The organism is Burkholderia sola (assembly GCF_905400185.1).
Taxonomy (GTDB): domain Bacteria; phylum Pseudomonadota; class Gammaproteobacteria; order Burkholderiales; family Burkholderiaceae; genus Burkholderia; species Burkholderia sola.
Genome location: NZ_FR989675.1, coordinates 1,812,094 through 1,835,280, shown reverse-complemented (window position 1 = coordinate 1,835,280; position 23,187 = coordinate 1,812,094). Strand labels below are relative to the sequence as shown.

18 protein-coding genes and 2 riboswitches are annotated in these 23,187 nt (G+C 68.5%); of the genes, 7 read left to right on the top strand and 11 right to left on the bottom strand.

Annotated features, from left to right (window positions below; translation table 11 throughout):
- Nucleotides 1-11 precede the first annotated feature (11 nt).
- Genes KR541_RS08355 through cobW form a run of 3 tightly spaced genes read right to left on the bottom strand, consistent with a single transcriptional unit; the run spans nucleotide 12 to nucleotide 5,986 of the window.
- Nucleotides 12-1,085, bottom strand: a complete 1,074-nt coding sequence (locus KR541_RS08355; RefSeq protein WP_050012630.1) for a magnesium chelatase ATPase subunit I — start codon at nucleotides 1,083-1,085, stop codon at nucleotides 12-14.
- Nucleotides 1,082-4,891, bottom strand: coding sequence for a cobaltochelatase subunit CobN (cobN, locus tag KR541_RS08350; protein ID WP_216089496.1), 3,810 nt, complete (start codon nucleotides 4,889-4,891; stop codon nucleotides 1,082-1,084). Before cobN ends, KR541_RS08355 begins: the two co-directional genes overlap by 4 nt.
- A gap of 6 nt (nucleotides 4,892-4,897) precedes the next feature.
- Nucleotides 4,898-5,986: a cobalamin biosynthesis protein CobW gene (gene cobW / locus KR541_RS08345; protein WP_216089495.1), complete on the bottom strand. Its 1,089-nt coding sequence runs from the start codon at nucleotides 5,984-5,986 to the stop codon at nucleotides 4,898-4,900.
- 221 nt (nucleotides 5,987-6,207) lie between these two features.
- Nucleotides 6,208-6,472: riboswitch (cobalamin riboswitch) on the bottom strand.
- 151 nt (nucleotides 6,473-6,623) lie between these two features.
- Here cobW and KR541_RS08340 point away from each other — a divergent pair.
- A complete protein-coding gene (locus tag KR541_RS08340; RefSeq protein WP_216089494.1) occupies nucleotides 6,624-8,762 on the top strand; it encodes a TonB-dependent receptor in 2,139 nt (712 codons plus the stop codon).
- A 93-nt stretch (nucleotides 8,763-8,855) separates the two neighbouring features.
- Here the strand turns inward: KR541_RS08340 and KR541_RS08335 are convergent, their stop codons facing one another.
- Nucleotides 8,856-10,352 (bottom strand): EAL domain-containing protein, encoded by a 1,497-nt coding sequence (locus tag KR541_RS08335; RefSeq protein WP_216089493.1) that lies wholly within the window; start codon nucleotides 10,350-10,352, stop codon nucleotides 8,856-8,858.
- A 297-nt stretch (nucleotides 10,353-10,649) separates the two neighbouring features.
- Nucleotides 10,650-10,886: riboswitch (cobalamin riboswitch) on the top strand.
- Between the two features lie 110 nt (nucleotides 10,887-10,996).
- Here KR541_RS08335 and cobA point away from each other — a divergent pair.
- The 4 genes from cobA to KR541_RS08315 are packed head-to-tail and all read left to right on the top strand — an operon-like array spanning nucleotide 10,997 to nucleotide 14,130.
- Complete coding sequence (gene cobA / locus KR541_RS08330) at nucleotides 10,997-11,806, top strand: uroporphyrinogen-III C-methyltransferase (RefSeq protein WP_235356174.1); 810 nt, start codon at nucleotides 10,997-10,999, stop codon at nucleotides 11,804-11,806.
- Nucleotides 11,803-12,180: a cobalamin biosynthesis protein gene (locus KR541_RS08325; protein WP_050012625.1), complete on the top strand. Its 378-nt coding sequence runs from the start codon at nucleotides 11,803-11,805 to the stop codon at nucleotides 12,178-12,180. The genes cobA and KR541_RS08325 overlap by 4 nt, the downstream gene beginning before the upstream one ends.
- A gap of 34 nt (nucleotides 12,181-12,214) precedes the next feature.
- A complete protein-coding gene (gene cobO, locus KR541_RS08320) occupies nucleotides 12,215-12,817 on the top strand; it encodes a cob(I)yrinic acid a,c-diamide adenosyltransferase (protein ID WP_089488432.1) in 603 nt (200 codons plus the stop codon).
- A gap of 2 nt (nucleotides 12,818-12,819) precedes the next feature.
- A complete protein-coding gene (locus KR541_RS08315; protein ID WP_050012623.1) occupies nucleotides 12,820-14,130 on the top strand; it encodes a cobyrinic acid a,c-diamide synthase CobB in 1,311 nt (436 codons plus the stop codon).
- Between the two features lie 35 nt (nucleotides 14,131-14,165).
- On the opposite strand, the gene KR541_RS08310 is transcribed toward KR541_RS08315, so the two are convergent.
- Entirely contained in the window at nucleotides 14,166-14,453 is a 288-nt protein-coding gene (locus KR541_RS08310) for a type II toxin-antitoxin system ParD family antitoxin (protein ID WP_089488431.1), read from the bottom strand.
- Between the two features lie 112 nt (nucleotides 14,454-14,565).
- The gene (locus tag KR541_RS08305) at nucleotides 14,566-15,729 is read right to left on the bottom strand and encodes a M20 aminoacylase family protein (RefSeq protein ID WP_089488430.1); all 1,164 of its coding nucleotides are present in this window, start codon (nucleotides 15,727-15,729) and stop codon (nucleotides 14,566-14,568) included.
- A gap of 359 nt (nucleotides 15,730-16,088) precedes the next feature.
- Between KR541_RS08305 and KR541_RS08300 the strand changes: the two genes are divergently transcribed.
- Both KR541_RS08300 and KR541_RS08295 read left to right on the top strand, forming a co-directional pair.
- A complete protein-coding gene (locus tag KR541_RS08300) occupies nucleotides 16,089-17,159 on the top strand; it encodes a type IV toxin-antitoxin system AbiEi family antitoxin (protein ID WP_050012621.1) in 1,071 nt (356 codons plus the stop codon).
- Nucleotides 17,128-18,033, top strand: a complete 906-nt coding sequence (locus tag KR541_RS08295; RefSeq protein WP_050012620.1) for a nucleotidyl transferase AbiEii/AbiGii toxin family protein — start codon at nucleotides 17,128-17,130, stop codon at nucleotides 18,031-18,033. The genes KR541_RS08300 and KR541_RS08295 overlap by 32 nt, the downstream gene beginning before the upstream one ends.
- A 44-nt stretch (nucleotides 18,034-18,077) precedes the next feature.
- Here the strand turns inward: KR541_RS08295 and KR541_RS08290 are convergent, their stop codons facing one another.
- The 5 genes from KR541_RS08290 to KR541_RS08270 all read right to left on the bottom strand — a co-directional run bounded on the left by KR541_RS08290 (nucleotide 18,078) and on the right by KR541_RS08270 (nucleotide 23,186).
- Nucleotides 18,078-18,494, bottom strand: a complete 417-nt coding sequence (locus tag KR541_RS08290; RefSeq protein ID WP_080334190.1) for a PIN domain-containing protein — start codon at nucleotides 18,492-18,494, stop codon at nucleotides 18,078-18,080.
- Nucleotides 18,491-18,751, bottom strand: coding sequence for a type II toxin-antitoxin system VapB family antitoxin (vapB, locus tag KR541_RS08285; protein WP_216089492.1), 261 nt, complete (start codon nucleotides 18,749-18,751; stop codon nucleotides 18,491-18,493). The genes KR541_RS08290 and vapB overlap by 4 nt, the downstream gene beginning before the upstream one ends.
- Nucleotides 18,752-19,001: 250 nt before the next feature.
- Nucleotides 19,002-20,018 carry a GNAT family N-acetyltransferase gene (locus KR541_RS08280; RefSeq protein ID WP_089488428.1) on the bottom strand — a complete coding sequence of 339 codons (1,017 nt, stop codon included), beginning with the start codon at nucleotides 20,016-20,018 and terminating at the stop codon, nucleotides 19,002-19,004.
- Nucleotides 20,018-20,857 (bottom strand): formyltransferase family protein, encoded by an 840-nt coding sequence (locus tag KR541_RS08275; RefSeq protein WP_089488427.1) that lies wholly within the window; start codon nucleotides 20,855-20,857, stop codon nucleotides 20,018-20,020. The genes KR541_RS08280 and KR541_RS08275 overlap by 1 nt, the downstream gene beginning before the upstream one ends.
- 88 nt (nucleotides 20,858-20,945) lie before the next feature.
- On the bottom strand, nucleotides 20,946-23,186 hold the full coding sequence (locus tag KR541_RS08270; RefSeq protein ID WP_332374522.1) for a TonB-dependent siderophore receptor: 2,241 nt from the start codon (nucleotides 23,184-23,186) through the stop codon (nucleotides 20,946-20,948).
- Nucleotide 23,187: the final 1 nt, after the last annotated feature.

Sequence of the window (23,187 nt, the reverse complement as noted above, 5' to 3'; positions counted from 1 at the left end):
GGCTCGATGGCTCAGCGTTTTTTTAGCGGCAGCGGCACCACGCTTTTCACGTCGCGCAGCCCGGTCGGTTCGGGCGGCAGGTAGCCCCAGTCGCCCTGCGATGCGGACGCGTCGGCCTCTGTGTCGTCGGTGCCGCCGTGTCGCTTGTCGGGCTGCCGTGGTGTATCCGAGCGCAAACGATCGTCGTGCTCACCACCTTGCTGCGACGGCGGCGGCCCCGCATGGCGCCGATGCCGCAGCACGGCTTCGGCCACGCGCGCCACATGCGACACCGTCACCGCGTCGGCCTGCTCCAGCGCGGCCAGCGCACGCGCGGCGCGCAGCATCACGAGATCGGCGCGCAACCCGTCGACGGCCGCGTCGATGCACAGCGCGCTGACGCGCGCATGGACCGCATCATCGAAATCCAGCGTCGCCAGCCGCGCACGCGCCGCATCAATCCGGTCCGCGAGTGCCCGCTGGGCCGCCGCGTGACGCGCGCGAAACGCATCCGGATCGAGATCGAACGCGAGACGCGCCTTCACGATCCGCTCGCGCTGGGCGGCGTCGAAGCAGTTCTCCAGCTCGACCATCAGCCCGAAGCGGTCGAGCAGTTGCGGACGCAACTCGCCTTCCTCGGGATTCATCGTGCCGACGAGCACGAAGCGCGCGTCGTGCGCATGCGACACGCCATCGCGCTCGACGATGTTCACGCCGCTCGCGGCGACGTCGAGCAGCGTATCGACGAGCCCGTCGGCGAGCAGGTTCACTTCGTCGACATACAACACGCCCCGATGCGCGCGCGCCAGCAGGCCCGGCCGGAAACGCACGCCGTTTTCGGCCAGCGCGTGCGCGAGATCGAGCGTGCCCGTCACCTGCTCGTCGCTTGCCGACAGCGGCAGCGTGACGAACTGCCCTTCCGGCAGCAGCTCCGCGAGGCCGCGCGCCGCGGTCGATTTCGCGGTGCCGCGCGGGCCGCTGACGAGCACGCCGCCGAGCGACGGGTCGATCGCGGCGAGCAGCAGCGCCTGCTGCAACGCGTCCTGCGCGACGAGCGCCGCAAACGGAAAAACCGCGCGGGCGCGGTGCGTCGTCGGATCGGTCATCGCCGTCCTCCTTCCTGACGTTGTTCGCTGGCGAGCCAGATCGCCTCGATCCGCTCGCGATAAGGGCCCGGCTGCTGCCACAGCCCGCGCTGCATCGCTTCGACGAAGCGCTCGCAGATGCCGTGCAGCGCGTTCGGGTTGTGCCGTTCGAGAAACGCGCGGGTGGCGTCGTCGAACAGGTACGCGTCGGCGACGAGCGCGTACTGGTGATCGGACAGCACGCGCGCGGTCGCGTCATAGCCGTACAGGTAATCGACGGTCGCGGCGAGTTCGGCCGCACCCTTGTAGCCGTGACGCTTCACGCCGTCGAGCCATTTCGGGTTGACGACGCGCGAGCGGATCACGCGCGCGATTTCCTCGCGCAGCGTGCGCATCTTCGGCGCGACCGGGTTCGCATGGTCGCCGTGATAGATACTCGGCTGCTGCCCGGACAGGTGCCGCACCGCCGCCGTCATTCCACCCTGGAACTGGTAGTAGTCGTTCGAATCGAGAATGTCGTGCTCGCGGCTGTCCTGGTTCTGCACGACGACGTCGATCGTCGCGAGCCGCTCGCCGAACACGTCGGGCGCGGCGTCGCCCGCACTGTTCTGCGCGTATGCATGGCCGCCCCATCGACGGTAGGCATCCGCGAGATCGGCGTCGGTCTGCCAGCGCCGCTGGTCGATCAGGTCCTGCAGGCCCGCGCCGTAGCTGCCCGGCCGCGCGCCGAACACGCGCCAGCCGGCGCGGCGGCGCGCTTCGTCGGGCGCCATGCCCTGCGCGACCCACTTCTCGCGTTCGCGCTCGATGCGCGCGCGGATCGGGTTCAGTTCCTCGGGCTCGTCGAGTGCGGCAACCGCCTGCACGGCCGCGTCGAACAGATGCATCAGGTTCGGGAATGCATCGCGGAAGAAACCGGACACGCGCAGCGTCACGTCGATGCGCGGCCGGTCGAATATCTCGATCGGCAAAATCTCGAAGTCGGTCACGCGGTGGCTGCCGTGCGCCCATTTCGGTCGCACGCCGAGCAGCGCGAACGCCTGCGCGATGTCGTCGCCGCCGGTGCGCATCGTGGCCGTTCCCCAGACCGACAGTCCGATCGCGCGCGGATAGTCGCCGTGATCCTGCAGATGGCGTTCGATCAGTTGCTGCGCGGATTTCAGCCCGAGCGACCACGCGGCCTGCGTCGGCACCGCGCGCGTGTCGACCGAGTAGAAATTGCGGCCCGTGGGCAGCACGTCGGGACGGCCGCGCGACGGCGAACCGCTCGGCCCCGGCGGCACGAAGCGGCCGTCGAGCCCGCGCAGCAACTGCCGCATTTCCTCGCCGCCGCACGCGTCGAGCGCAGGCAACAGCGTCGAACGCACGCGTTCGAGCACCGCGAGCGTATGCGGCCATTCGCCGGGCGGCGGCATGTCGAGGCCGGGATCCTCCGAAGCGGTTCCGCACACGACGTTGAGCCAATGCTGCGCCAGCCGTTCGAGCCGTTCGCGCGTATCGCCCGCATGCCGCCACGGCGACGCGTCGAGCGTTTGCAGCACGGCCGGCCGCGGCCCGGTCCACGGTGCGGCCCAGTCGGCCGAAAGCGGGTCGAAATCGCTGCCAAGCGCGAGATCGTGCGCGAGCGCGCCGATCAGGCCAGCCCGTTCGCCCTTGCCGTCACCGACCGGAAAACGTGCCAATGCGAGCAGCGTGTCGCGCCGCTGGCGCTCGACCGGCGACGCGCCGAACACGTGCAGCCCGTCGCGGATCTGCGCTTCCTTCAATTCGCACAGCCATGCATCGACGCGCGTGAGCAGCGCATCCTCGTCGCCCGCATCGCGCGGCGGCGACACGCTCAGTTCGTCATGCAGACGATGCTCGGCGATCGTCGCGAGGATCGTCTTGCGCAGCAGCTTCGCGCGTCGCGCATCGACCATCAGCGCTTCATAGTATTCGTCGACCTGCCGTTCGAGATCCTGCAGCGGGCCGTAGTTTTCCGCGCGCGTGAGCGGCGGCATCAGGTGATCGACGATCACCGCCTGCGCGCGGCGCTTCGCCTGGCTGCCCTCGCCCGGATCGTTGACGATGAACGGATACAGATGCGGCAGCGGCCCGAGCGTCAGGTCGGGCCAGCATGCGTCGGACAGCGCGACGCTCTTGCCCGGCAGCCATTCGAGGTTGCCGTGCTTGCCGAGATGGATGACCGCGTCGACGCGATACGCATCGCGCAGCCAGAAATAGAACGCGAGATACGCGTGCGGCGGCACGAGATCCGCATCGTGGTAGCTCGCGTAGTCGTTGTCGTCGCGCGAGCGCGACGGCTGGATGCCGACGAACACGTTGCCCGCGCGCCAGCCGGCGATCGTGAAGCGCTGCTGCCGCAGCGTCGGGTCCGCTTCGGGCGGCCCCCAGCGTTCGTTCAGCGCGTCGCGCACGGCCGCCGGCAGTCGCGCGAAGCGCGCGACGTAGTCGGCCAGCGCGTAACTCTGAAACGCGGGACGCAGCGTGCGCACGGCGGGATCGTTGGTCACGCCTTCGGTGAGTTGCGCGATCAGCGCATCACCGTCAGACGGCAGATCGGCCACCGTGTAGCCCGCATCGCGCAGCGCCGCGAGCACGCGCAGCGCCGATGCCGGCGTGTCGAGCCCGACGCCGTTGCCGATCCGCCCTTCGCTTTGCGGATAGTTCGCGAGAATCAGCGCGATGCGCTTGTCGGCGTTATCCAGCGTGCGCAGCCGGCACCAGCCGCGCGCAAGCGCCGCGACGAACGCGATCCGCTCCGCATCCGGCTGGTAGCGCACGACGTCGACTTCAGTGTGCGGGCAACGATACGCGAGCCCCTTGAAGCTCACCGCGCGCGTGACGATGCGCCCATCGACTTCGGGCAGCGCGACATGCATCGCGATGTCGCGGGCGTGCAGCCCCTGGTTGTCGGCCACCCACGCGTCGCGATTGCCGCCGGACAGAATCACCTGCAGCACCGGCGCGTCGCCGGCCAGCACGTCGGGCTCGGCGCTGTCGATCGCGCCGGCCGCGAACGCGGTGGTGTTGAGCACGAGCGCGACGCCATGCGTGTCGCACAGCTGCGTGATGACCTCGCGGCTCACCGCGTCCTTCAGCGACGTCACCGCGATCGGCAGCGGATTCAATCCTTCGTCGATCAACGCATCGGCCAGCGCGTCGAACACGGCCGTGTTCGCGGCCTGCCAGTGCGCGCGATAGAACAGGATCGCGACGACCGGCGCGCCCGGCGTCCAGCGCGGCCGCCAGTCGTCGACGCTCGCACGGTCGCGCGCCGGGTGATACAGCGCGGCGGCCGGCAGCGGGCGCGGCGGTTCGGGCTCGTCGCCGAACCCGAGCGTGTGAAACGCGATACTGCGCAGCAGCGCGTCGGCGTTGTGCACGCCGCCTTCGCGCAGATAGCGCCACCACAGCCGGCACAGCTCGGCCTCGACCGTGCTCTTCGCGACGAGGTTCGGGTCCTCCTGCAGGTCGCCCGAGAACATCGCGAGCTGCTGCCCGCGCTTCGACGCGAGCGACACGGCCTGCTCGATCCCGTACGGCCAGTACGCTTCGCCGCCGAGATGATCGATCACGACCGTCTTCGCGTGACGCAGCACGTCGTCGACATAGAAATCGACCGACGCAGGCTGCCGCAGGAACGTGACGTTCGCGAGCCGCACGCTCGGGAACCCGGCCGGCAAGTGCGGCACGACGCTCGCGAGCAGCGACAGCGTCGTGTCGGCCGAACTCAGGATCACGATGTCGGCCGGCTGCTGGTCGATCCGGACGACGCCCTGCGTATCGTCGACGAAGCCGCCCGGCGTGGTGCGCAACAGATGCATCGTGCGTTACGCCTGCTGCGGCTCGGCCGCGCACGCGGCGTCGAACGCGCGTTGCAGCGCGGCCGCGTCGAGATCCTCGCCGATCAGCACGAAGCGGCTCGCGCGCGTTTCGCCGTCCTGCCAGCGGCGGTCGAAATAGCTGTCGAAGCGGCGGCCGACGCCCTGGATCACGAGCCGCATCGGCGCGCCGGGCAGCGCGGCGAAACCTTTCGCGCGATAGATCGTGTGCGCTTCGACCACCCGCTGCAATGCGGCGATCGTCGCTTCGCGCATGCCGGCGTCGCCCGACACCACCACCGAATCGAAATCGTCGTGATGATGATCGTGATCGCCGTCGTCGGCCGAGCCGTGATGGTCGTGCCGCAGATGGATCGTGTCCTCCGACGCCGATTCGAGGCCGAGCAGCATCGCGAGATCGAGCTCGCCGCGCGTCGCACGCACGATCTTCACCTGCGGCGGGATTTCTTCGCGGATCGCGGTTTCGATCTGCGCGAACTCGGCGTCGCCGACGAGGTCGGCCTTGTTCACGATCACGAGATCGGCTGACGACAGTTGATCGGCGAACAGTTCGTGCAGCGGCGATTCGTGGTCGAGGTTCGGATCGGCGCGGCGCTGCGCGTCGACGGCCTGCGGGTTTTCCGCGAACTGGCCACTCGCGGCGGCCGGCCCGTCGACGACGGTCACGACCGCGTCGACCGTGAAGCTGTTGCGGATCGTCGGCCAGTTGAACGCCTGCACGAGCGGCTTCGGCAGCGCGAGGCCCGACGTCTCGATCAGCACGTGGTCGATGTCCGCGCGGCGCTCGACGAGTGCTTCCATCACCGGATAGAACTCTTCCTGCACGGTGCAGCACAGGCAGCCGTTCGCGAGTTCGTACAGCTGGCCCGGCGCTTCGCCCTGCGCGCCGTCGGCATCGTCGCAGCCGATGCCGCAGCCCTTGAGGATTTCGCCGTCGATGCCGAGCTCGCCGAATTCGTTGACGATCACCGCGATGCGGCGGCCTTCGGCGTGCTGCAGGATATGGCGCATCAGCGTCGTCTTGCCGCTGCCGAGAAAGCCCGTGACGATCGTGACGGGCAGCTTGCGTAGGGTCATGGTAGGTCCGGTGTCGAAGAGGGAATCAGGACGGGATCGTCGCGTCGGGGGCGGCGCGGCCATTCAGCGGGCGGTGCGCGGGAAGCTCGCCGCGTGATCCGCGCGGACAGTCGCACGGCGGGCGGAACAACGAATCGGACATGGTGCTTCCTTGCGAACGGTCGACATCGTGAATGCCAACACGGCTGCGGCCGTGGACGATGCGCCGCCTCCCCGCGGCGCTGAACCCCAACGTTTAGGCCGGTATCCGGGCTGACGAACACGCCGCTTCGCCTTCCCGGATGCGCGGCATCCAGTGGCGGTCGTCCGCATGCGCATGGCATGCGGCGAAGCGGCGCTGCGTGGCGCTTCTCGCGCGACGCGTTCGCTTACCGTTGCGGGGGCAGCACAGGTTGGCTCGACTGCGGTGCAGGCAGGCTCCCTGTTTCCCGTTTAACTGCGCGTGCCGGAGCGGCGCGCGCGAGCACCAAAACGCGTGCGAGTGTAGGCGGCGGGGCCGGGAGCGTCAAGGCGAGCGGCCCTCGGCGAACGCGAATGATTGTCGTTTTCAACTGATCGGGATAAACTTCGCCGACAACAACGCAAACCATCGCGCAACGGCAATGTGAGGCAATCACTCAGTCATCCTTAAATTTTCATGTCGAAACGACAGATATCCGGGCGGCGCTTTCCTGTGCTGGCCCTGTCGCTGTGCTCGCTCGCCGGCGTGGCCTCCTTCCCTGCGCCGGCGGCCGAGTTCGACGACGAACTGCCCGCGCTCGAGGTGCGCAGCCGCCGTCATCCGAACGATCCGCGCGCCGAAAGCGTGAGCACGGCAACCCGCACCGCGAGCGATCCGCGCGACGTCCCGCAAACCATCGACAGCGTCGCAGTCGACGAAACGCTGTCCTACGGCGGCCGCACGCTGGCCGACGCGCTGGCCGGCGTGCCGGGCGTGTCCAATACGTCGGATACGCGCTTCGATTCGTTCCGCATTCGCGGCTTTTCCGCCGCGGGCGACCTGTTGCTCGACGGCATGCGCGACGATGCGCAATACGTGCGCAGTCTCGGCAACATCGAACGCGTCGAAGTGCTGAAGGGGCCGGCGGCGGCGCTGTACGGGCGCGGCAGCGGCGGCGGCGTCATCAACCGGATCACCAAGCAGCCGTTGCCGGAAAACTTCGGCCATCTGTCGGCGGCGACCGGCAGTGATGGACGGCTCGGCGCATCGGTCGATCTCAACCGGATGCTGTCGAGCGCATGGAGCGTGCGGCTCAATGCCGGACGCGAACACGCCGGCAGCTTCCGCGACCACGTCGACGGCACGCGCCAGACCATCGCGCCGTCGATCAAATGGCGGGACGCGCGGCGCAGCTGGCTGCTGCAGTTCGAATACGACGCGTACCGACGCGTGCCCGATCGCGGCATCCCGGCGCCGGTCGCCGCGCTCGACGCGGCCGGCAAACCCGTTGCGTACTCACTGCCGTCCGAGCGGCGCGCGACCTTCTTCGGCGCGGCGGGACGCGACACCATCCGCGACCAGAACATGAACTGGCGCTCGGTCTTCACGCACGCGCTCGGCGGCGACTGGGAACTGCGTCATACGCTGGGCGTGCTGGATTTGCGCAGCACCTTCGACAACACCTACGTCACGCAAAGCTACGTCACGAAGCCGCGCGACTACCGGCGCGTGCAACGGGCGCGCTACCTGCAGGACTTGACGCATCTCAACGTGCAGACCGGCGTCGAACTGGGCGGCAAGGTCGCGACCGGACCGGCGCTGCATCATCTGCTGTTCAGCATCGAATACGGCTGGCAGAAACGCAGCCCGACGCTCTGGCAGGCCGACGCGACGCCGGTCCCGATCAGCGGACCGGATCGTTTCGCTCTGGCCGGTTCGGCGCCGCGCCCGTATGCGATGAACCGCCATCGCGTGAGCGACTACGCGATCTTCGCGCAGGACCGCATCGACCTCGGTCGAGCGTGGAAGTTGCTCGGCGGCCTGCGCGGCGAACGTTTCGACGTCGATTCGACCAACGTGCTGAACGATCTGCATTCGCGGCGCACGACGACGGCATGGAGCCCGCGGCTCGGCGTCGTGTGGTCGCCGGTCCGCGCGCACAGCGTGTATGCGTCGTACAGCAAGAGCTTCGCGCCGGTCGGCGGCGACCTGATCGGCATCACGCCGGACGCGCGCGGCAACGCCAACGATCTCGGCCCGCAATACAACCGCCAATACGAGATCGGCGTGAAAAGCGACTGGCGCGGCGGCGCGCTCACCACGACCCTCGCACTGTTTCAGCTCGATCTGTACAACCGCCGCGTCGCCGACCCGGTGCGGCCGGGCTTTTTCGACCTCACCGGCCTCGAACGCAATCGCGGCCTGGAACTGGGCGTCGCCGGCCGGCTCACGGGCGACTGGTTCGTCCGCGGCGGCATCGGCTGGCAACACGCGCGGGTGGTCGACGCCGAGCCGAAGTACGCGGGCAAGCGGTCGGCGGGCGTGTCCGGGGCGAACGGCAGCCTGTTCGTCAGCCATGCGCCGCTGCGCGGATTTTTCGCCGAACTCGGGCTGGTGTACGAAGGTGCGCGTTACGCCGATCGCGACAACCTGCTCGAACTACCCGCCTACGTTCGCTGGGACGGCAAGGCCGGCTATCGCACGCGCGACTTCGAGGTCACGCTGGCGGCCGTCAACCTGACCGATCGCGACTATTACGCGAATGCGACGGGCCTCGCGCAGATCATGCCCGGTGCGCCACGCACGTTCACGCTGACGGCGGCGTACAAGTTCTGACCGCGCGGGCCGCGCCGACGCCCCGCGCAGCCGGCCCGCGGGGGACGGCGTCAAGACGAGCGGTCGTCGCGACCGGCGTTTCGGTCCGGATGCTCAGCCGGTTCGCGGCGACTGCTCCGCGATCGCTTCCTGCAGCGCTTGCACTGTATCGGGACGCCCGAAATACCAGCCCTGCGCGCCGATCGACAGCCCCGGGATGTCGAGCATCTGCGCCTGCTCACGGGTCTCGACGCCCTCAAAGACCACGCCGACCCCGAGCCGACGGGCAATCGCGAGGATCTCCGGAATGATCGAGGTGCCGTCATGCTGCGGCGCGGCTGGCAGAAGCGAACGGTCGACCTTGATGTAGTCGATCGGAAGATGCTGCAACAGGCTCAGGCTGGAGTAGCCCGTGCCGAAATCGTCCATGTAGACGGGATGCCCGAGATCGCGCAATTGCCGAAGCGCCGGCACAATTTCCGGCAGTTCCACGGTCGACCGTTCGGTCAGTTCGAAGCCGACATGCTTGCGCGACAATCCGGCCGGCCAGCAACGGTCCAGCGTCGCCATCAGGCTGCCGTCCCGCAGTTCGTCAGCGCTGACGTTGATGGTCACGCGAAAGTCCGGCTCGCTGTCGAACAGCAGGCGCATCTCCCGCAGGACCGTGCGCACGACGAAGGCCGTGACGTCGGCGATCATGCCGGCGCGTTCGGCGTCGGCAATGAATACGTCGGGTGCGGCTGGCCCGTCGATCCAGCGGATCAGCGCCTCGGCGGAGACGATCCGCGATGATGCGCCCAGCGCGACGATCGGCTGATAGCGCAGGACAAATTGCCCGTTTGCCAGCGCTCGACGTATCTGCGCGGGAAGCGCCGTCCACCGTCGGTGCAGCATCAGCGCCCCGAGCCCCAGACAGCAGCCCGCCGCGCCACCGGCGATCCCCAGCAGCCAGGCGACGTGCCGACTGGCGTTTGCCAGTGCTTGCGGTGTCACGACGACGATCGTGCACACCGGCACGCGGGCCGAGCAGAATGATTTGCCGTCCCGAAACCCCGGCACCTGGCTGGCATCGACGTACGCCGGGACGCCGCGCGCGTCGAGCCCGATGACGAGCGCGGTTGGGTGGCCTTTGAGCCCGATCACGTAGTGCAGACCTGACGGCGGCAGTACCCTGAACGCGTCCAGATCCATCAGCAGGTTCGCCCTCCTTCCCGCGACCACGAGCCCCAGCGTGTCAGGACTCGACAACAACGGCACGGTCCAGAAGGCCGACATCGCGTCGGTCAGCCGGAATGGCTGCCGCTTCGGAGAAAAGGGCCTGGGCAGCATGCCCAGCATCGTCGTGCAAAGCAGATCGGTGCCCGACAGGCGTCCGACGTCCTTGACGTACTTCGACTGCACGGAAGCCGATCGCAACAGGCGCAGGTCTCGCGGCGAGCAGTCCGCGTACGGGGAGGCATCCACGTCGGCAAGCGTCCTGGCCGCCGAATCGAACACAAGGTCGATCTGCTGCACGACTTGCGCCCCCAGCCCCGCAACCGATTGCGCCAGCACGGTCTTCGTAACAAGCGGCCAGGCTTTCAGCGCCAGTCCTGCCGAAACGACCAGCATGCCGATCGCGAGTGCATAACCGGCCCCACTGGAGGTTGTCCATCTGCGTACGTTCGCCATAGGCGCGGCACTTCGCGATGTAGTGGCCATCGCCCTGCAGGTCCGGCAGAGCGAGCCGATTTTGGTATGGGTCTCGTCAGCTTCGTGCGACTGGCAGCCCGAAGCCGGCGCCTTGCTTACGATGTCGACCAGATGATTGCACACCAATATTGCGGGTACGCAATGCTTCTTCCCCGGATTGAGTCCCGGACGGATGCGGGCGCGGTTCGCCGGCCTCGCGCCCGACGCACGCTGTGCTATCGTATGCGCCGCGTTCGGTGCTCGCATGCGCATTCCGCGCATGCAGTTAAACGGGAAACAGGAGGCGGACATCCGCCCGGCCTGTGCTGTCCCCGCAACGGTACGCCGCCCGCGCAACGCGCTTTCCCGCGCGTGCGCCCAGGCCGCCCGCGATGCCACTGCCCTTCGACGGGCGGGAAGGCTGCGGCCTGGCAAGCGGCCAGCCCGGATACCGGCCGACGCAAGGGGCGAGCGCGATGCTCGCCGAACGCCCGATCCGCGGGGAACGGATGGGGTGCGCATTCCACCCGCGTTCGCGCGGGTTTCGCCCGATCCGACATGCACTGCCTGCCCGCCGGCCGCCGATGCGCCGCCCGCCTTCCCTGTTCCACTGTTTCGACACGGTGCGCGCCGTGCCGCGCGCGATGAGCCGCGCGTGGCTGATCGGCGCCGGCCCCGGCGACGCCGACCTGCTGACGCTCAGGGCCGTGCGCGCGATCGGCGCGGCCGACGTGCTGCTCGTCGACGATCTCGTGAACCCCGAGGTGCTGCGCCATGCGCGCGCCGATGCGCTGATCGAGCACGTCGGCAAGCGTGGCGGCCATGCGTCGACGCCGCAGGCGGCGATCGTGGCCGCGATGCTCGCGCACCTGCGCGCGGGCCGCAGCGTCGCGCGGCTCAAGGGCGGCGATCCGTTCGTGTTCGGCCGCGGCGGCGAGGAGCTGATCGCGCTCGGTGCGGCGGGTTGTCCGGTGGAAGTCGTCAACGGGATCACCGCGGGCATCGCCGCGCCGGCCGCGCTCGGCATCCCGGTCACGCACCGCGGCGACGCGCAAGGCGTGATCTTCGTCACGGGCCACGGCGCGGGGGCCGACGAGCCCGACTGGCGCGCACTCGCGGCCACCCGCATGACGATCGTGGTCTACATGGGCATCCGCCGGCTCGACGCGATTGCCGCGGCGTTGCGCGACGGCGGGCTGCCAGCCGACACGCCGTGCGCGGCGATCGAGAACGCGACGCGCCCCGAACAGCGCCACGTCGTCGCGACGCTCGATACGCTCGTCGATCGCATCGCGGAAACCGGTATCGGCTCGCCGGCGATCGTCGTGATCGGCCGCGTCGCGGCGCTCGCCGACGATCCGGCGGTGCGTGCGGCGCTCGGCGGCCACGCATGATGCGCGTCGCGCTCGGTGTCGGTTTCCGCGCGGGCGTCACGGCCGCGCAACTCGATGCCGCGATCCGCGCCGCGCTCGCGTGCTACCCGGCCGCCGAACCCGCGCTCGTCGCGACGCTCGCCGACAAGGCGCGCGCCCGTGCGCTGCGCACGCTGTGCGCGCGCCGCGGCTGGCCGCTCGTCGCGTTCGACGCGGCGCAACTCGCGAGCCGCCCGGAACTGGCCGCGAGCGGTCCGTCCGGCGCCGCGCTCGCCCGCTTCGGCATCGCGGGCGTAGCCGAGCCGTGCGCGCAGCTCGCCGCGCCGCACGGCCGGCTGCTCGGCCCCAAATCCATCCGGGACGGCGTGACGGTCGCGCTCGCCGGCCCGCTTTGAACCCATTGTTTCGCTTTCGACAGGACGACTCCCGATGAAGACCGATTCCGAATCCCATCAGCGGATGGCCGAACGCCGCCGCGCCGGCCATGAAAAGAAACAGGCCGCCGCCACCCAGGAAAAGGGCCTGCTGATCGTCCACACCGGCAACGGCAAGGGCAAGAGCACGGCCGCGTTCGGGATGGCCGTGCGCGTGCTCGGCCACGGGATGCGGCTCGGTGTCGTGCAGTTCATCAAGGGCGCGCTGCATACGTCCGAGCGCGACTTCCTCGGCGCGGTCGCGGAGTGCGATTTCGTGACGATGGGCGACGGCTATACGTGGAACACGCAAAACCGCGACGCCGACATCGCGACCGCGCGCAAGGGCTGGGACGAGGCGCGCCGGATGATCGAAAGCGGCGATTACCGGATGGTGATCCTCGACGAGCTGAACACCGTGCTGAAGTACGAATACCTGCCGCTCGACGAAGTGCTCGCGACGCTCACGGCTCGACCGGAGTTGGTGCACGTCGTCGTCACCGGGCGGCACGCGCCCGATGCGCTGATCGATGCGGCCGATCTCGTCACCGAAATGCGGCTCGTCAAGCATCCGTACAAGGAGCAAGGCGTGAAGGCGCAGCGCGGCGTGGAGTTCTGAGCATGCCGGCCTGCCCCGCGCTGTTCGTCAGCGCGCCCGCGTCCGGACAGGGCAAGACGTCGGTGACGGCCGGCCTCGCGCGGTTGCACCGCCGGCTCGGCCGTCGCGTGCGCGTGTTCAAGACCGGGCCGGATTTTCTCGATCCGATGCTGCTCGAACGCGCGAGCGGCGCACCCGTGCATGCGCTCGATCTCGGGATGGTCGGCGAGGCCGGTTGCCGCGCGCTGCTCGCCGACGCCGCGCACGACGCGGACCTGATCCTGATCGAAGGCGTGATGGGGCTATTCGACGGCACGCCGAGCAGCGCCGATCTCGCGGCCGCGTTCGGCGTGCCGGTCGTCGCGGTGATTTCGGCGAAGGCGATGGCGCAAACGTTTGCGGCGATCGCGTTCGGGCTCGCGCGGTTCCGGCCCGAGGTGCCGTTTCACGGCGTGCTGGCGAACCGCGTCGGCTCGGCACGGCACGCGGAATTGCTGCAACAGGCGTTGCCCGACGACCTGCGCTGGCTCGGGCACGTGCCGGCCGATGCAGGCATCGCGTTGCCGGAGCGGCATCTCGGGCTGCATCAGCCGGCCGATATCGACGATCTCGATGCACGGCTCGAGCGCGCGGCCGATGTGCTCGCGCAAACCGCGCTTGTCGAGTTGCCGGCTGCCGTCACGTTCGCGGAACCGGACGTGGCCGCGCCGCTGCCGCGCGCGCTGGCCGGCAAGCGGATCGCGGTGGCGCGCGATGCGGCGTTTTCGTTCATCTATCCGGCCAATCTCGCGTTGCTGGATACGCTCGGTGCCGAGCCGCGGTTCTTCTCGCCGCTCGCCGACGAACCCGTGCCCGACGATTGCGATGCATTGTTTTTGCCGGGCGGCTATCCGGAACTGCACGCGGCGACGCTTGCCGGGAATGCCCTGACCGCACGAACGATTCGCGCGCATGCGGCAGCCGGCCGGCCGATCGTCGCGGAATGCGGGGGGATGGTGTACCTGTGCGAATCGCTGACCGACGTGGACGGCTCGACGACGCCGATGCTCGGCCTGCTGCCCGGGCATGCGACGATGCAGCGCCGGTTCGCGGCGCTCGGCATGCAGCAGCTCGATACGCGCACCGGGCCGATGCGCGGCCATACGTTTCATTATTCGCGGCTGGATACGGCGCTGGCGCCGGTCGCGACCGCGGCCCGGCCCGATGGCGAGGCTGGCAGCGGCGAAGCCGTTTATCGCGCGGGTGCGATCGTCGCGACGTACATGCACATGTACTGGCCGTCGAATCCGGATGCGGTCGTGGCGCTGTTCGGTGGGGAAGCATTCGAGACATGATCGGCCGGCCTTCGGCGGTACGACGCCAACGCTCTTCAGGATTCGGGACAGGAAGCGTGTGACCAGGCGTGACCGGCCTTGACCGCAACGCGTTGCGCCCGCATGCGAGCCAGGAAGGTTTCTCCGTCGAACGTCTTGGGATGACCGGAGGCCTCCCCGGCGTCCAGCGCGTCATGCAACACGCGCACCTGTGCGTTGCATGATTCGGGCGGCCGCCATCTCGCTCGCATGGTGTCGCTATCGGAACATCGCTCCGACAGCCCGCCGGCGTCGACGTACTCGACAACGTGATCGTCTGGAGAAACAGGCGCTTTTCTCGACATGATTCACTTCGTTTGAGCACGATGGGCATATATCAAGGCCAGGTACATGTCGTCTGTCATGACTGGGAGCGGATTGTGAATGCCCGGCCCCAACCTCGCACCGCATCCTCCATCACACCAGAAACGCCTCGGCCAACTTCACCCAGTACGACGCGCCAGTCGGCAGCACCGCATCGTTGAAGTCGTAGCCGGGGTTATGCACCATGCAGCCGCCCTCCCCGTCGCCGTTGCCGATGATCAGATAGCAGCCCGGCCGTTTCTCGAGCAGGAACGCGAAATCCTCGCTGCCGGTGAGCGGCACCATCCCGTCGATCAGATTGGCTTCGCCGCCCCATTCGCGTGCGACGCCGCGCGCGAACGCCGTCATCTCCGCATCGTTCACGAGCACCGGATAGCGGCGCTGGTAGTCGATCGTCGCGGTCGCGCCGAACACGGCCGCCTGCGCACGGACGACCTCCTTGATGCGCGTTTCGAGCAGGTCGCGCACGTCGGGCTTCAGCGCGCGCACCGACAGGCGCATCTGCGCGCGATCGGGAATCACGTTCGGCGCGTCGCCCGCGTGGATCGCGCCGACCGTGATGATCGCCATGTCGAGCGGCGACACGTTGCGCGACACGATCGTCTGCAACGCCAGCACGATCTGCGCGCACACGACCACCGGATCGATCGCCCGGTGCGGCACCGCGCCGTGGCCGCCGCGGCCCTGCACGTCGATGACGACGGTATCCGACGACGCCATGAACGGCCCCGGCAGGAAACCGAACTTGCCGGTCGGGAAGCCCGGCATGTTGTGCATCGCGAAGATCGCGTCACACGGAAATTGCTCGAACAGCCCTTCGTCGAGCATCTTCTTCGCACCGCCGAGCCCTTCCTCGGCCGGCTGGAAAATCAGGTTCAGCGTGCCCGAGAAGCGGCGTTCGCGCGCGAGGTGCTTCGCGGCCGCGAGCAGCATCGCCGTGTGACCGTCGTGGCCGCACGCGTGCATCTTGCCCGCGATCGTGCTCTGGTACGGCAGGCCCGTCGCTTCGTGGATCGGCAGCGCGTCCATGTCGGCGCGCAGGCCGAGGCGCTGCGCGCCATCGCCCACTTTCAACTGCGCGACGACGCCGGTGCCGCCGAGCCCGCGATGCACGGCGTAGCCCCACGACTGCAACTGCTCGGCGACGAGCTCGCTCGTCGCGAATTCCTCGAAACCCAGTTCGGGATGCGCATGGATGCGGTGCCGGATCTCGATCATTTCGTCGGCGAGGCCTGCGGGGATCACGCTGTGCGTCACGGTGTCGTCTCCTGTTGTGCAGTGGGGAATGTGCAGGCAAGGATAGTGCGTTGAACAGCAACCGGACAGACAGAAAGTCGTCGTGGCAGCAACTACTGATTGCTGGTCGGATCGCGCACGCAGGGGACGAAGCGTGGCCCTCGCGAGCGCTATGCCGTCCGGACGACTGCCGCTGGCGATCGGCACGCACGACACTGTGTGTTCAGGTTCGAATTTTCATGCGGAGGGGATCGTTGGGTGTCGCTCAACAATCTGGAATAATCCATTTACATCAAATGGTTGGGAACGTTTGTTCATTTTTTGACGAATGTACATTTTTTGTGTACGCTGACAAAACAGTGAACAAGCGATCCTCCGTGATGCCCGCAAACGCTCCTCTTCCGATATCGGAACAGCACGTGCTCGATGAGGCCTGTGCCGCGTTCGCGCGCGCGAGCCGGCGCTTCGCTGCGCGGCCCGTGCGCGTGCCGGCGACGTACCGGGCGCGCGCCGACGCAATGATCCGCTTCGACATCGCCGGGCAGACTATCGAGATGCCGGCGGCCGTGAGCATCGGCGTCGAATCGCTGCAGGGCGCGCTCGCGGCGCTGCGTCGCCGCGGCGGCACGCCGGCGCCGGGCGAGCGGCCGCTGATGCTGGTCGCGCCTTATTTTTCCGCCGAACTGGCCGCCCGCCTGATCGAGCACGACATCCCGTTTCTCGATACCGCCGGCAATGCGAGCCTGATCCAGCCGGGGGCCACCGTGATGATCGCCGGTCGGCCGAAACCTGCCCGCACGCCGCGCCGTCAGGCGTCACGCGCGACCACGCCGAAGGGGCTCGCCGTGATGTTCGCACTCGCGACGCAGTCGGGCCTCGTCGCGCAGCCGTATCGGGGGATTGCCGCCGCGTCGGGCGTCGCGCTCGGCACGGTCAACCTTGCGATGGACGATCTGATCGCGCGCGGCCTCGTCGCGCAACGGCGCAACGGCGAGCGCCTGATTCCCGACTGGCCGCGCTTCGTACAGGAGTGGGTCGCGCTCTACCCGAGCCGCCTGCGCGCGAAGTTGCCGGCCCGGCGGTTTGCCGCGATCTCGCCAGACTGGTGGCGCGACTTCGATTTCGCGTCCTTCGATGCGCAACTCGGCGGCGAACCCGCGGCCGATCTGCTGACTCACGATCTGAAGCCGGCCACGATCACCATCTATACGCACGGCGCCGTGCCGAACCGCCTGCTGCTGCAAGGCCGCATGCGTCCGGACGAACGTGGCGACGTCGAAATCCTCGAAGCGTTCTGGCCGCGCTCGCCGGCGCTCGACTGGCGCGAGCAGGATGTGCCGCTCGTGCCGCCGCTTCTGATCTATGCGGATCTCGTCTCGTCCGGAGACAGCCGCAACCTTGCCGCCGCCGCGCAGCTCCATGACCGATACCTCGCCCACCCGCCCGCTTGAAATCGATGCGAGCCGGCCGCTCGAGCCGGCGGCGGTCGCGCTGCTGCAAGCGGTCGGCGCGGCCTGCGCGCATCTCGACGCGGCCTTCGTCGTGGCCGGTGCGACCGCGCGCGACATTCTGATGTGGCACGTGCACGGCATCCGTCCGGTGCGTGCGACGCGGGATGTCGACGTTGCCGTATGCGCGGTGAGCTGGCCGTTTCACGCGCAGCTCGTCGATGCGCTCGTCGCGACCGGACAATTCGCGCACGCGCCGAAGCATCAGCAGAAGCTGCTGTTCGACAGCGGCACGCCGGGTTTTCGCACCGAACTCGATCTCGTGCCGTTCGGGCCGCTCGAAACGCCGCCCGGGGAAATCGCGTGGCCGCCCGGCGGCGAGTTCGTGCTGAACGTGCTGGGTTTCCAGGAGGCGGTCGATACGGCACTGCCCGTGTCGGTCGGCGCGGGCGTCGTGGTGCCGGTGGCCAGCCTGCCGGCGCTCGTGCTGCTGAAGCTGCTTGCGTGGAAGGACCGGCGCGCGCGCCAGAACAGCGACGCGTACGACCTGCTGTTCCTGCTCACGCATTTTCACGACGCGGGTAATCGCGAGCGCATCTGGGACGTCGCGCCCGATCTGGTGGAACGACATGGTTTCCAGCCGGAGCTGGCGGCGGCGGCGTTGCTGGCGCGCGATGCGAAACGGATTGCGTTGCCGCATACGCGCGACGCCATTCACGCGCTGCTAGCCGACGAAACGATGTACGCGATGCTCGGGCAGGACCTGCTGGCACGTGCGTTCGCGCTGTTGCCGGGTGAGTTCGACGACGACGCGGACCGGTATCTCGACGCGTTCCGTGACGCCTTTCTTGCCGGCCCACCCGCCCGCCGCGTGTGACGTGACGCAGCCCGGCAAGCGGACGACGCTGCCGCGCGTCGGGGTCAAGCCACCCAGTCTTCGACGGGCAACCCCGCGACACGACTGAATTCGCGGCCGTTGTTCGTGACCAGCACCGCGCCGGCCGCGATCGCGTGTCCGGCGATCGACGCATCGTTCGCGCCGATCGGCGTGCCGCGTATGGCGAGATCCGCCCGAATCGCGGCGGTGGCGTCGACTGCCGCCGAATCCCACGACAGCACGCCATCCAACCGCGAAACGAAGGCCGTCACGAGTTCCGCATGCTTCGGCGACGCTTTCTTGCCCACCGCGCCAAAGCGCATCTCGGCGTAGGTCACGGCCGACACGACGATCCGGTGCTGTGCGTTGACGCACGACTGCAACCGCGACAGCACCACGGGCGGCCGCTCGCGCATGATGAACGAACAGATATTCGTATCGAGCATGTAGAGCGTGGTCACCGGTTGGACTCCGGCGCGTCGGCATCGCCGGACAGGTCGAAGCGACCGGACTCGATGACAGCCGGGCGTTCGGCCAGGAAATCGGCATCGGCCAGCGGTTCGTTCGCGAACGACAGCCACGTGGGACGTACCGGCCACAACAGCAGCGTGTCGCCCTCGCGGCGGATCTCGAGTTCCGTGACACCCTCGAACTCCATGTCCTTCGGGATGCGGATTGCCTGGTTACGGGCGTTCTTGAAAATGGAAACAGTGCGCATGAGCCACTCCATGGGAGTACGATGCGCCCATTCTAAACATATGCTGGCATATGTCAATTTGTCGGGACGCGCATTCGCGGTTGCGTCCCACGTTGTCGCGGATGTCTGATTCATGCTGCCGGCCTGTCGTCGATGAGAGGAGCGATCCATTCTTCACGACGCAGGCCGCGCGGTCCATATACCGGACGGCCGATGCATGCGCATCGCCAGGCTACGCAGGCCGTCGCACCGACGCCGCGCGCCCGCCTCGTCACGGCAACCGGAAAGTGTCAAAGAACGTATCGCGCTCGATCACCGTGAGCGCCGCGCGCTTGTGCGGGAAATCGAATTCCTTCAGCGTGTAGAACCCGAGCCGATGCATGTACGCGATATGCCGCACGTGATCGACGCGCGGCTCGCCGACGAGCCGCTGCGTACGCGGTTCGTCGACGAACATGTAGTGCAGCACCCCGCTCCACCACGCATGCAGCTTGCCGGCGCTCTGGAACCGCGAGTCGCCGATCAGCAGGTGCAGCCCGCGATCGTAGTCGTGCGCGTCGTAGAACGGCGCGAGGCGGTCCTCCTTCGCCCAGTAGAACTCGAAATAGCCGAACGGCGTGTCGTCGAAATAGCCGATCATCGGGTGCATGTGCGGATCGGCCAGCCGTTCGGCGAGATACGCCGCATGCTCGTCGCGCGTGCCGCGCTGGTCCCAGAAATGCGCGACGCGGTCGAGGTTCATCCAGCCGCTGAACAGGTCCGCGTGCGCGTCGATGTCGACGGTGCGCAGGCTGAACGTCATCCCGACCTGCGGCATCGCGCGCGCATAGATCTCGCCGGCCGGCGACGGCGGCCGCACCGGATGCCGGTGGCCGTTCGTGATCGCGTAGCGCAGCGGCATCCCGCCCGACGCAGGCGCCTTCAGCCACGGCCGCGGGTTCTGCCAGAACGTCGTGCGCGACACGGTGAGCCGCAGCGCGTCGCCCGCGACCTGCGCGCCGTCGATCACGCCTTCGCGCACCGCACGCGCGACGTACGAGGCCACGGCCGCCGCATCGGCGCCGCCGAGCGGCACCGTGATCGTCGCCGCGTCGTGCCGCGTGTCGGTGTTGAACAGCGCCACTAACGTCGGGAGCAGCGCGTCGGGCGCGTCGTCGGGCCGCCATGCGTCGAGCGCATGCTCGACGACCGCCGCCGCCTGCCCGTGCGCGGCGCCGTCGAGTGCGGCGGCCACTTCACCTTCGACGGCGTCGGCGGCGCCGGCCGGTTTCGTCAGCGTGTCTTGCATCACAATGCTCCCGCGTCGTGGCGATCGGCGAGCACATGCAGCCCGCGCTCGAGCGCCGGAAACAGGCTGCGCTGGAAGTTGTTCCAGCGCAGTTCGAGAATCGTGTCGTCCGGCGCGATCGGCGTGTCGAGCACGTCGCAGATCACCTCGCCGGAATCGATACCGTTGTCGACGTAGTGGAACGACGCGCCCGTCATCGTCACGGGTTCGATGGACGACGTCGCGCCGGTGGCCCAGTCGACCCGTTCGCCGCGCGCGCCGTGCAGCGCGTCGAGCGTCGCCCACGCGCCGCGCCGCTGGTACGGCGAATCGTCGGCGGTGATGCCCGGGTGGATGTTCGCGATGCGCCGGTGAAAGCGCGCGCCCGGCCGCACGAGTTCGTCGAGGATCACGAGCAGCCCGTCGAGCACGACGACGTCGGCGTCGAGTTCGAGCAGGCGCTCGAGCAGGCGGCGCTCGAACGCCTGTTTGCCGGCCACGCGCTCGCGCGCGTCGCGCGGCAGCCGCCGGTACGTCGACGGGATCGAACAGAACAGCTCGTCGACCGGCCGGCCCTGCACCGTCAGCCCTTCCGGCAGGATCCACGGGCGGCCCGGCGTGCGCGCGAAGCCGTAATCGGCCACTTTCGCGCGGTCGGCCGGCGAGCTTTCGTCGTCGTCGACGATCACGCCCTGGAGCGTGTAGCGTTCGCCGAGCGGCGAATCGTTCAGGCGCTCGACGAGGAATTCGAGCGGCGCCTTCATGTAGCGCGTGCCGCCGCGATAAGCGACCGGCTGGCCGGCGCGATCGGCCGCGCCGTTGCGCAGCGACTGGATGTAGACGAGATTTTTCTTCGGCATGGAGGCGTCGTGGAAAAAAGCGGACGAAGGCGCCGCGGCCGGCCTGCCCCGGCTACGAAGGCCGGCCGGCGAGCCGCGGCGCGCGACGTCACCAGTTGTATTTCGCGGTGGCGATCACCGTGCGGTCGGTCCCGAAGATGCAGACGTTGTTCGACTGGCAACCGCTGATGTAATGGCGGTTGAACAGGTTCGTCCCGTTCACCGCGAAGCGCCAGTTGCGCATGTCGTAATGCAGGCCCGCGTCGAACAGCGTGACGCTCGATACCGTCAGCGAGTTGTCGGCCGCACCGGCCGACGCGCTCTGGTAGCGAATGCCGCCGCCGAGGCCGAAGCCGGCGAGCGGCCCCGTGTACCAGGTCCAGTCGGTCCACAGCGACGCCATCTGGCGCGGACGCGGAATGTCGACCGGCCAGTTGTTCAGCGAAACGTCGTTGGCCTGCACGTTCTTCACGTCCTGATAGACGTACGACGCGATCACCGACAGGTTGCGCGTGACCTTGCCGGTCGCGCTCAACTCGATCCCGCGCGAACGCACTTCGCCCGTCTGCACCGACTTCGTGCCGGTCGGGTCCTGGCTCGGCAGCGCCGACGTGAGCACGTTGGTCTGGTTGATCTGGTAGATCGCCGCGTTCAGCATCAGGTTCTTGCCGGGCGGCTGCCAGCGCAGGCCGGCTTCGATCTGCTTGCCGCGCGTGGGCTGCGGCAGTCCGCCGCCGACCAGGTTCACGCCGATCAGCGGATTGAACGACGTCGCGTAGCTGACGTACGGCGACAGCCCGTAGTCGCCCTGGTACGTGAGGCCGACGCGGCCCGTGAACGCCGTCACGTCGGCCTTCGTCGACGTGCCGGCCGCGCGGTCGTCCTGCCGCATGTTGACCCAGTCCTCGCGGCCGCCGAGCGTCAGCGTCCAGCGGTTCCACTTGATCTGGTCCTGCGCGTACAGGCCGAACGTGTTCAGCGTCGTGTACGTGTTGGTGCGGAACGTCGCGTCGGGCGTGAACACCGCCGTCGTGACCGGCTGGTACACCGGGTTGTAGATGTTCAGCGGCGGTGCGGCGGCGAGCCACTCGCTGTCGGTCGCGGTCTGCCGGTTGTACTGGAAGCCGAGCAGCAGCGTGTGCTGCAGCGGGCCCGTCGCGAAGCGGCCCTCGAGGTTGTTGTCGATGTCGAAGCGGCTGTAGTTCATCTGGAACACGCCGGCCCAGCGCGACACGTCGGTCGTGCTGCCGTCGACGAAGCCGTTGCCGAACACCGAGCCGTTGTCGAGCGACAGGTGCATCAGCCGCGTATTCTGGCGGAACGTCCAGGCCGGCGTCAGGTTGCGCTCGAACTGGTAGCCGACCGACCACTGCTTCTTGCGGTAGTAGTTGAAGCTGCCGTCGCCTTCGTAGATGTCCTTGTTGATCTGGCCGTTCGGGTTCGGCAGCACCGTGCCCTGCGCGGGCAGGAAGTTCGACGAGATGTCGCCCCAGTCCTGCAGGTAGGTCGCGGACAGCGTCAGCGACGTATCCGCGTCCGGGCGCCAGCGGAACGACGGCGCGAGCGCGACGCGCTGGTCGTTGTTCGGGCCCGTCATGGCGTTGCCGTCGCGCGCGACGCCGACGAAGCGGTACGCATACTTGCCGTCCGGATCGAGCTTGTCGCCGACGTCGATCATGAACTGCTTGCGCGCGTAGTTGCCGATCTGCACGCCGGCTTCGCGCACGCGCTCGCCGTCGGCGAGCTTGGTGTGCACGTCGATGATCGCGCCCGGATCGCCCGCGCCGTACAGCACCGAGGTCGGCCCGCGCAGCACGCTGATGCTGTCGATCATGTACGGGTCGACGCGCCAGCTCGCGAGGTTGATCGTGTTCGGCACCTGCAGTCCGTTCACGTAGGCGGTCGGCGTGAAGCCGCGCAGCGCCGCGTACCAGTCGGAGCGGTTGTCCGACCCGTACGACGAGAAGCCCGGCACGTAGCGCAGCGCCGCGTTCACGTCGGTGGCGCCGGTCATCTCGATCTGCTGCGCGGTGACGACGTTGATCGTCTGCGGGATCTCGTTGAGCGGCGTGTCGGTCTTGGTGCCGGTCGTGCTGCGCTTCGCGACGAGTCCGACCGTGCCGTCGCCGGCCGAGGCCGCGTTGACGGTGATCGCCGGCAGCGTGCCGTTCTGCGCGGTGCTCGACGTTGACGTCGTCGCGCCGCTTTGCGCACTGCTGGCCGACGCCGCGGCGCCCGCGTTCACGGCCGGCGCCGTCTGCGCGTACGCGTGCCCTGCCGCCGCCGTACCGAACGCGACGCTTGCCGCGGCTGCGATCGCACGCAAACGCGTGCCTGTTGCCCACTCCATC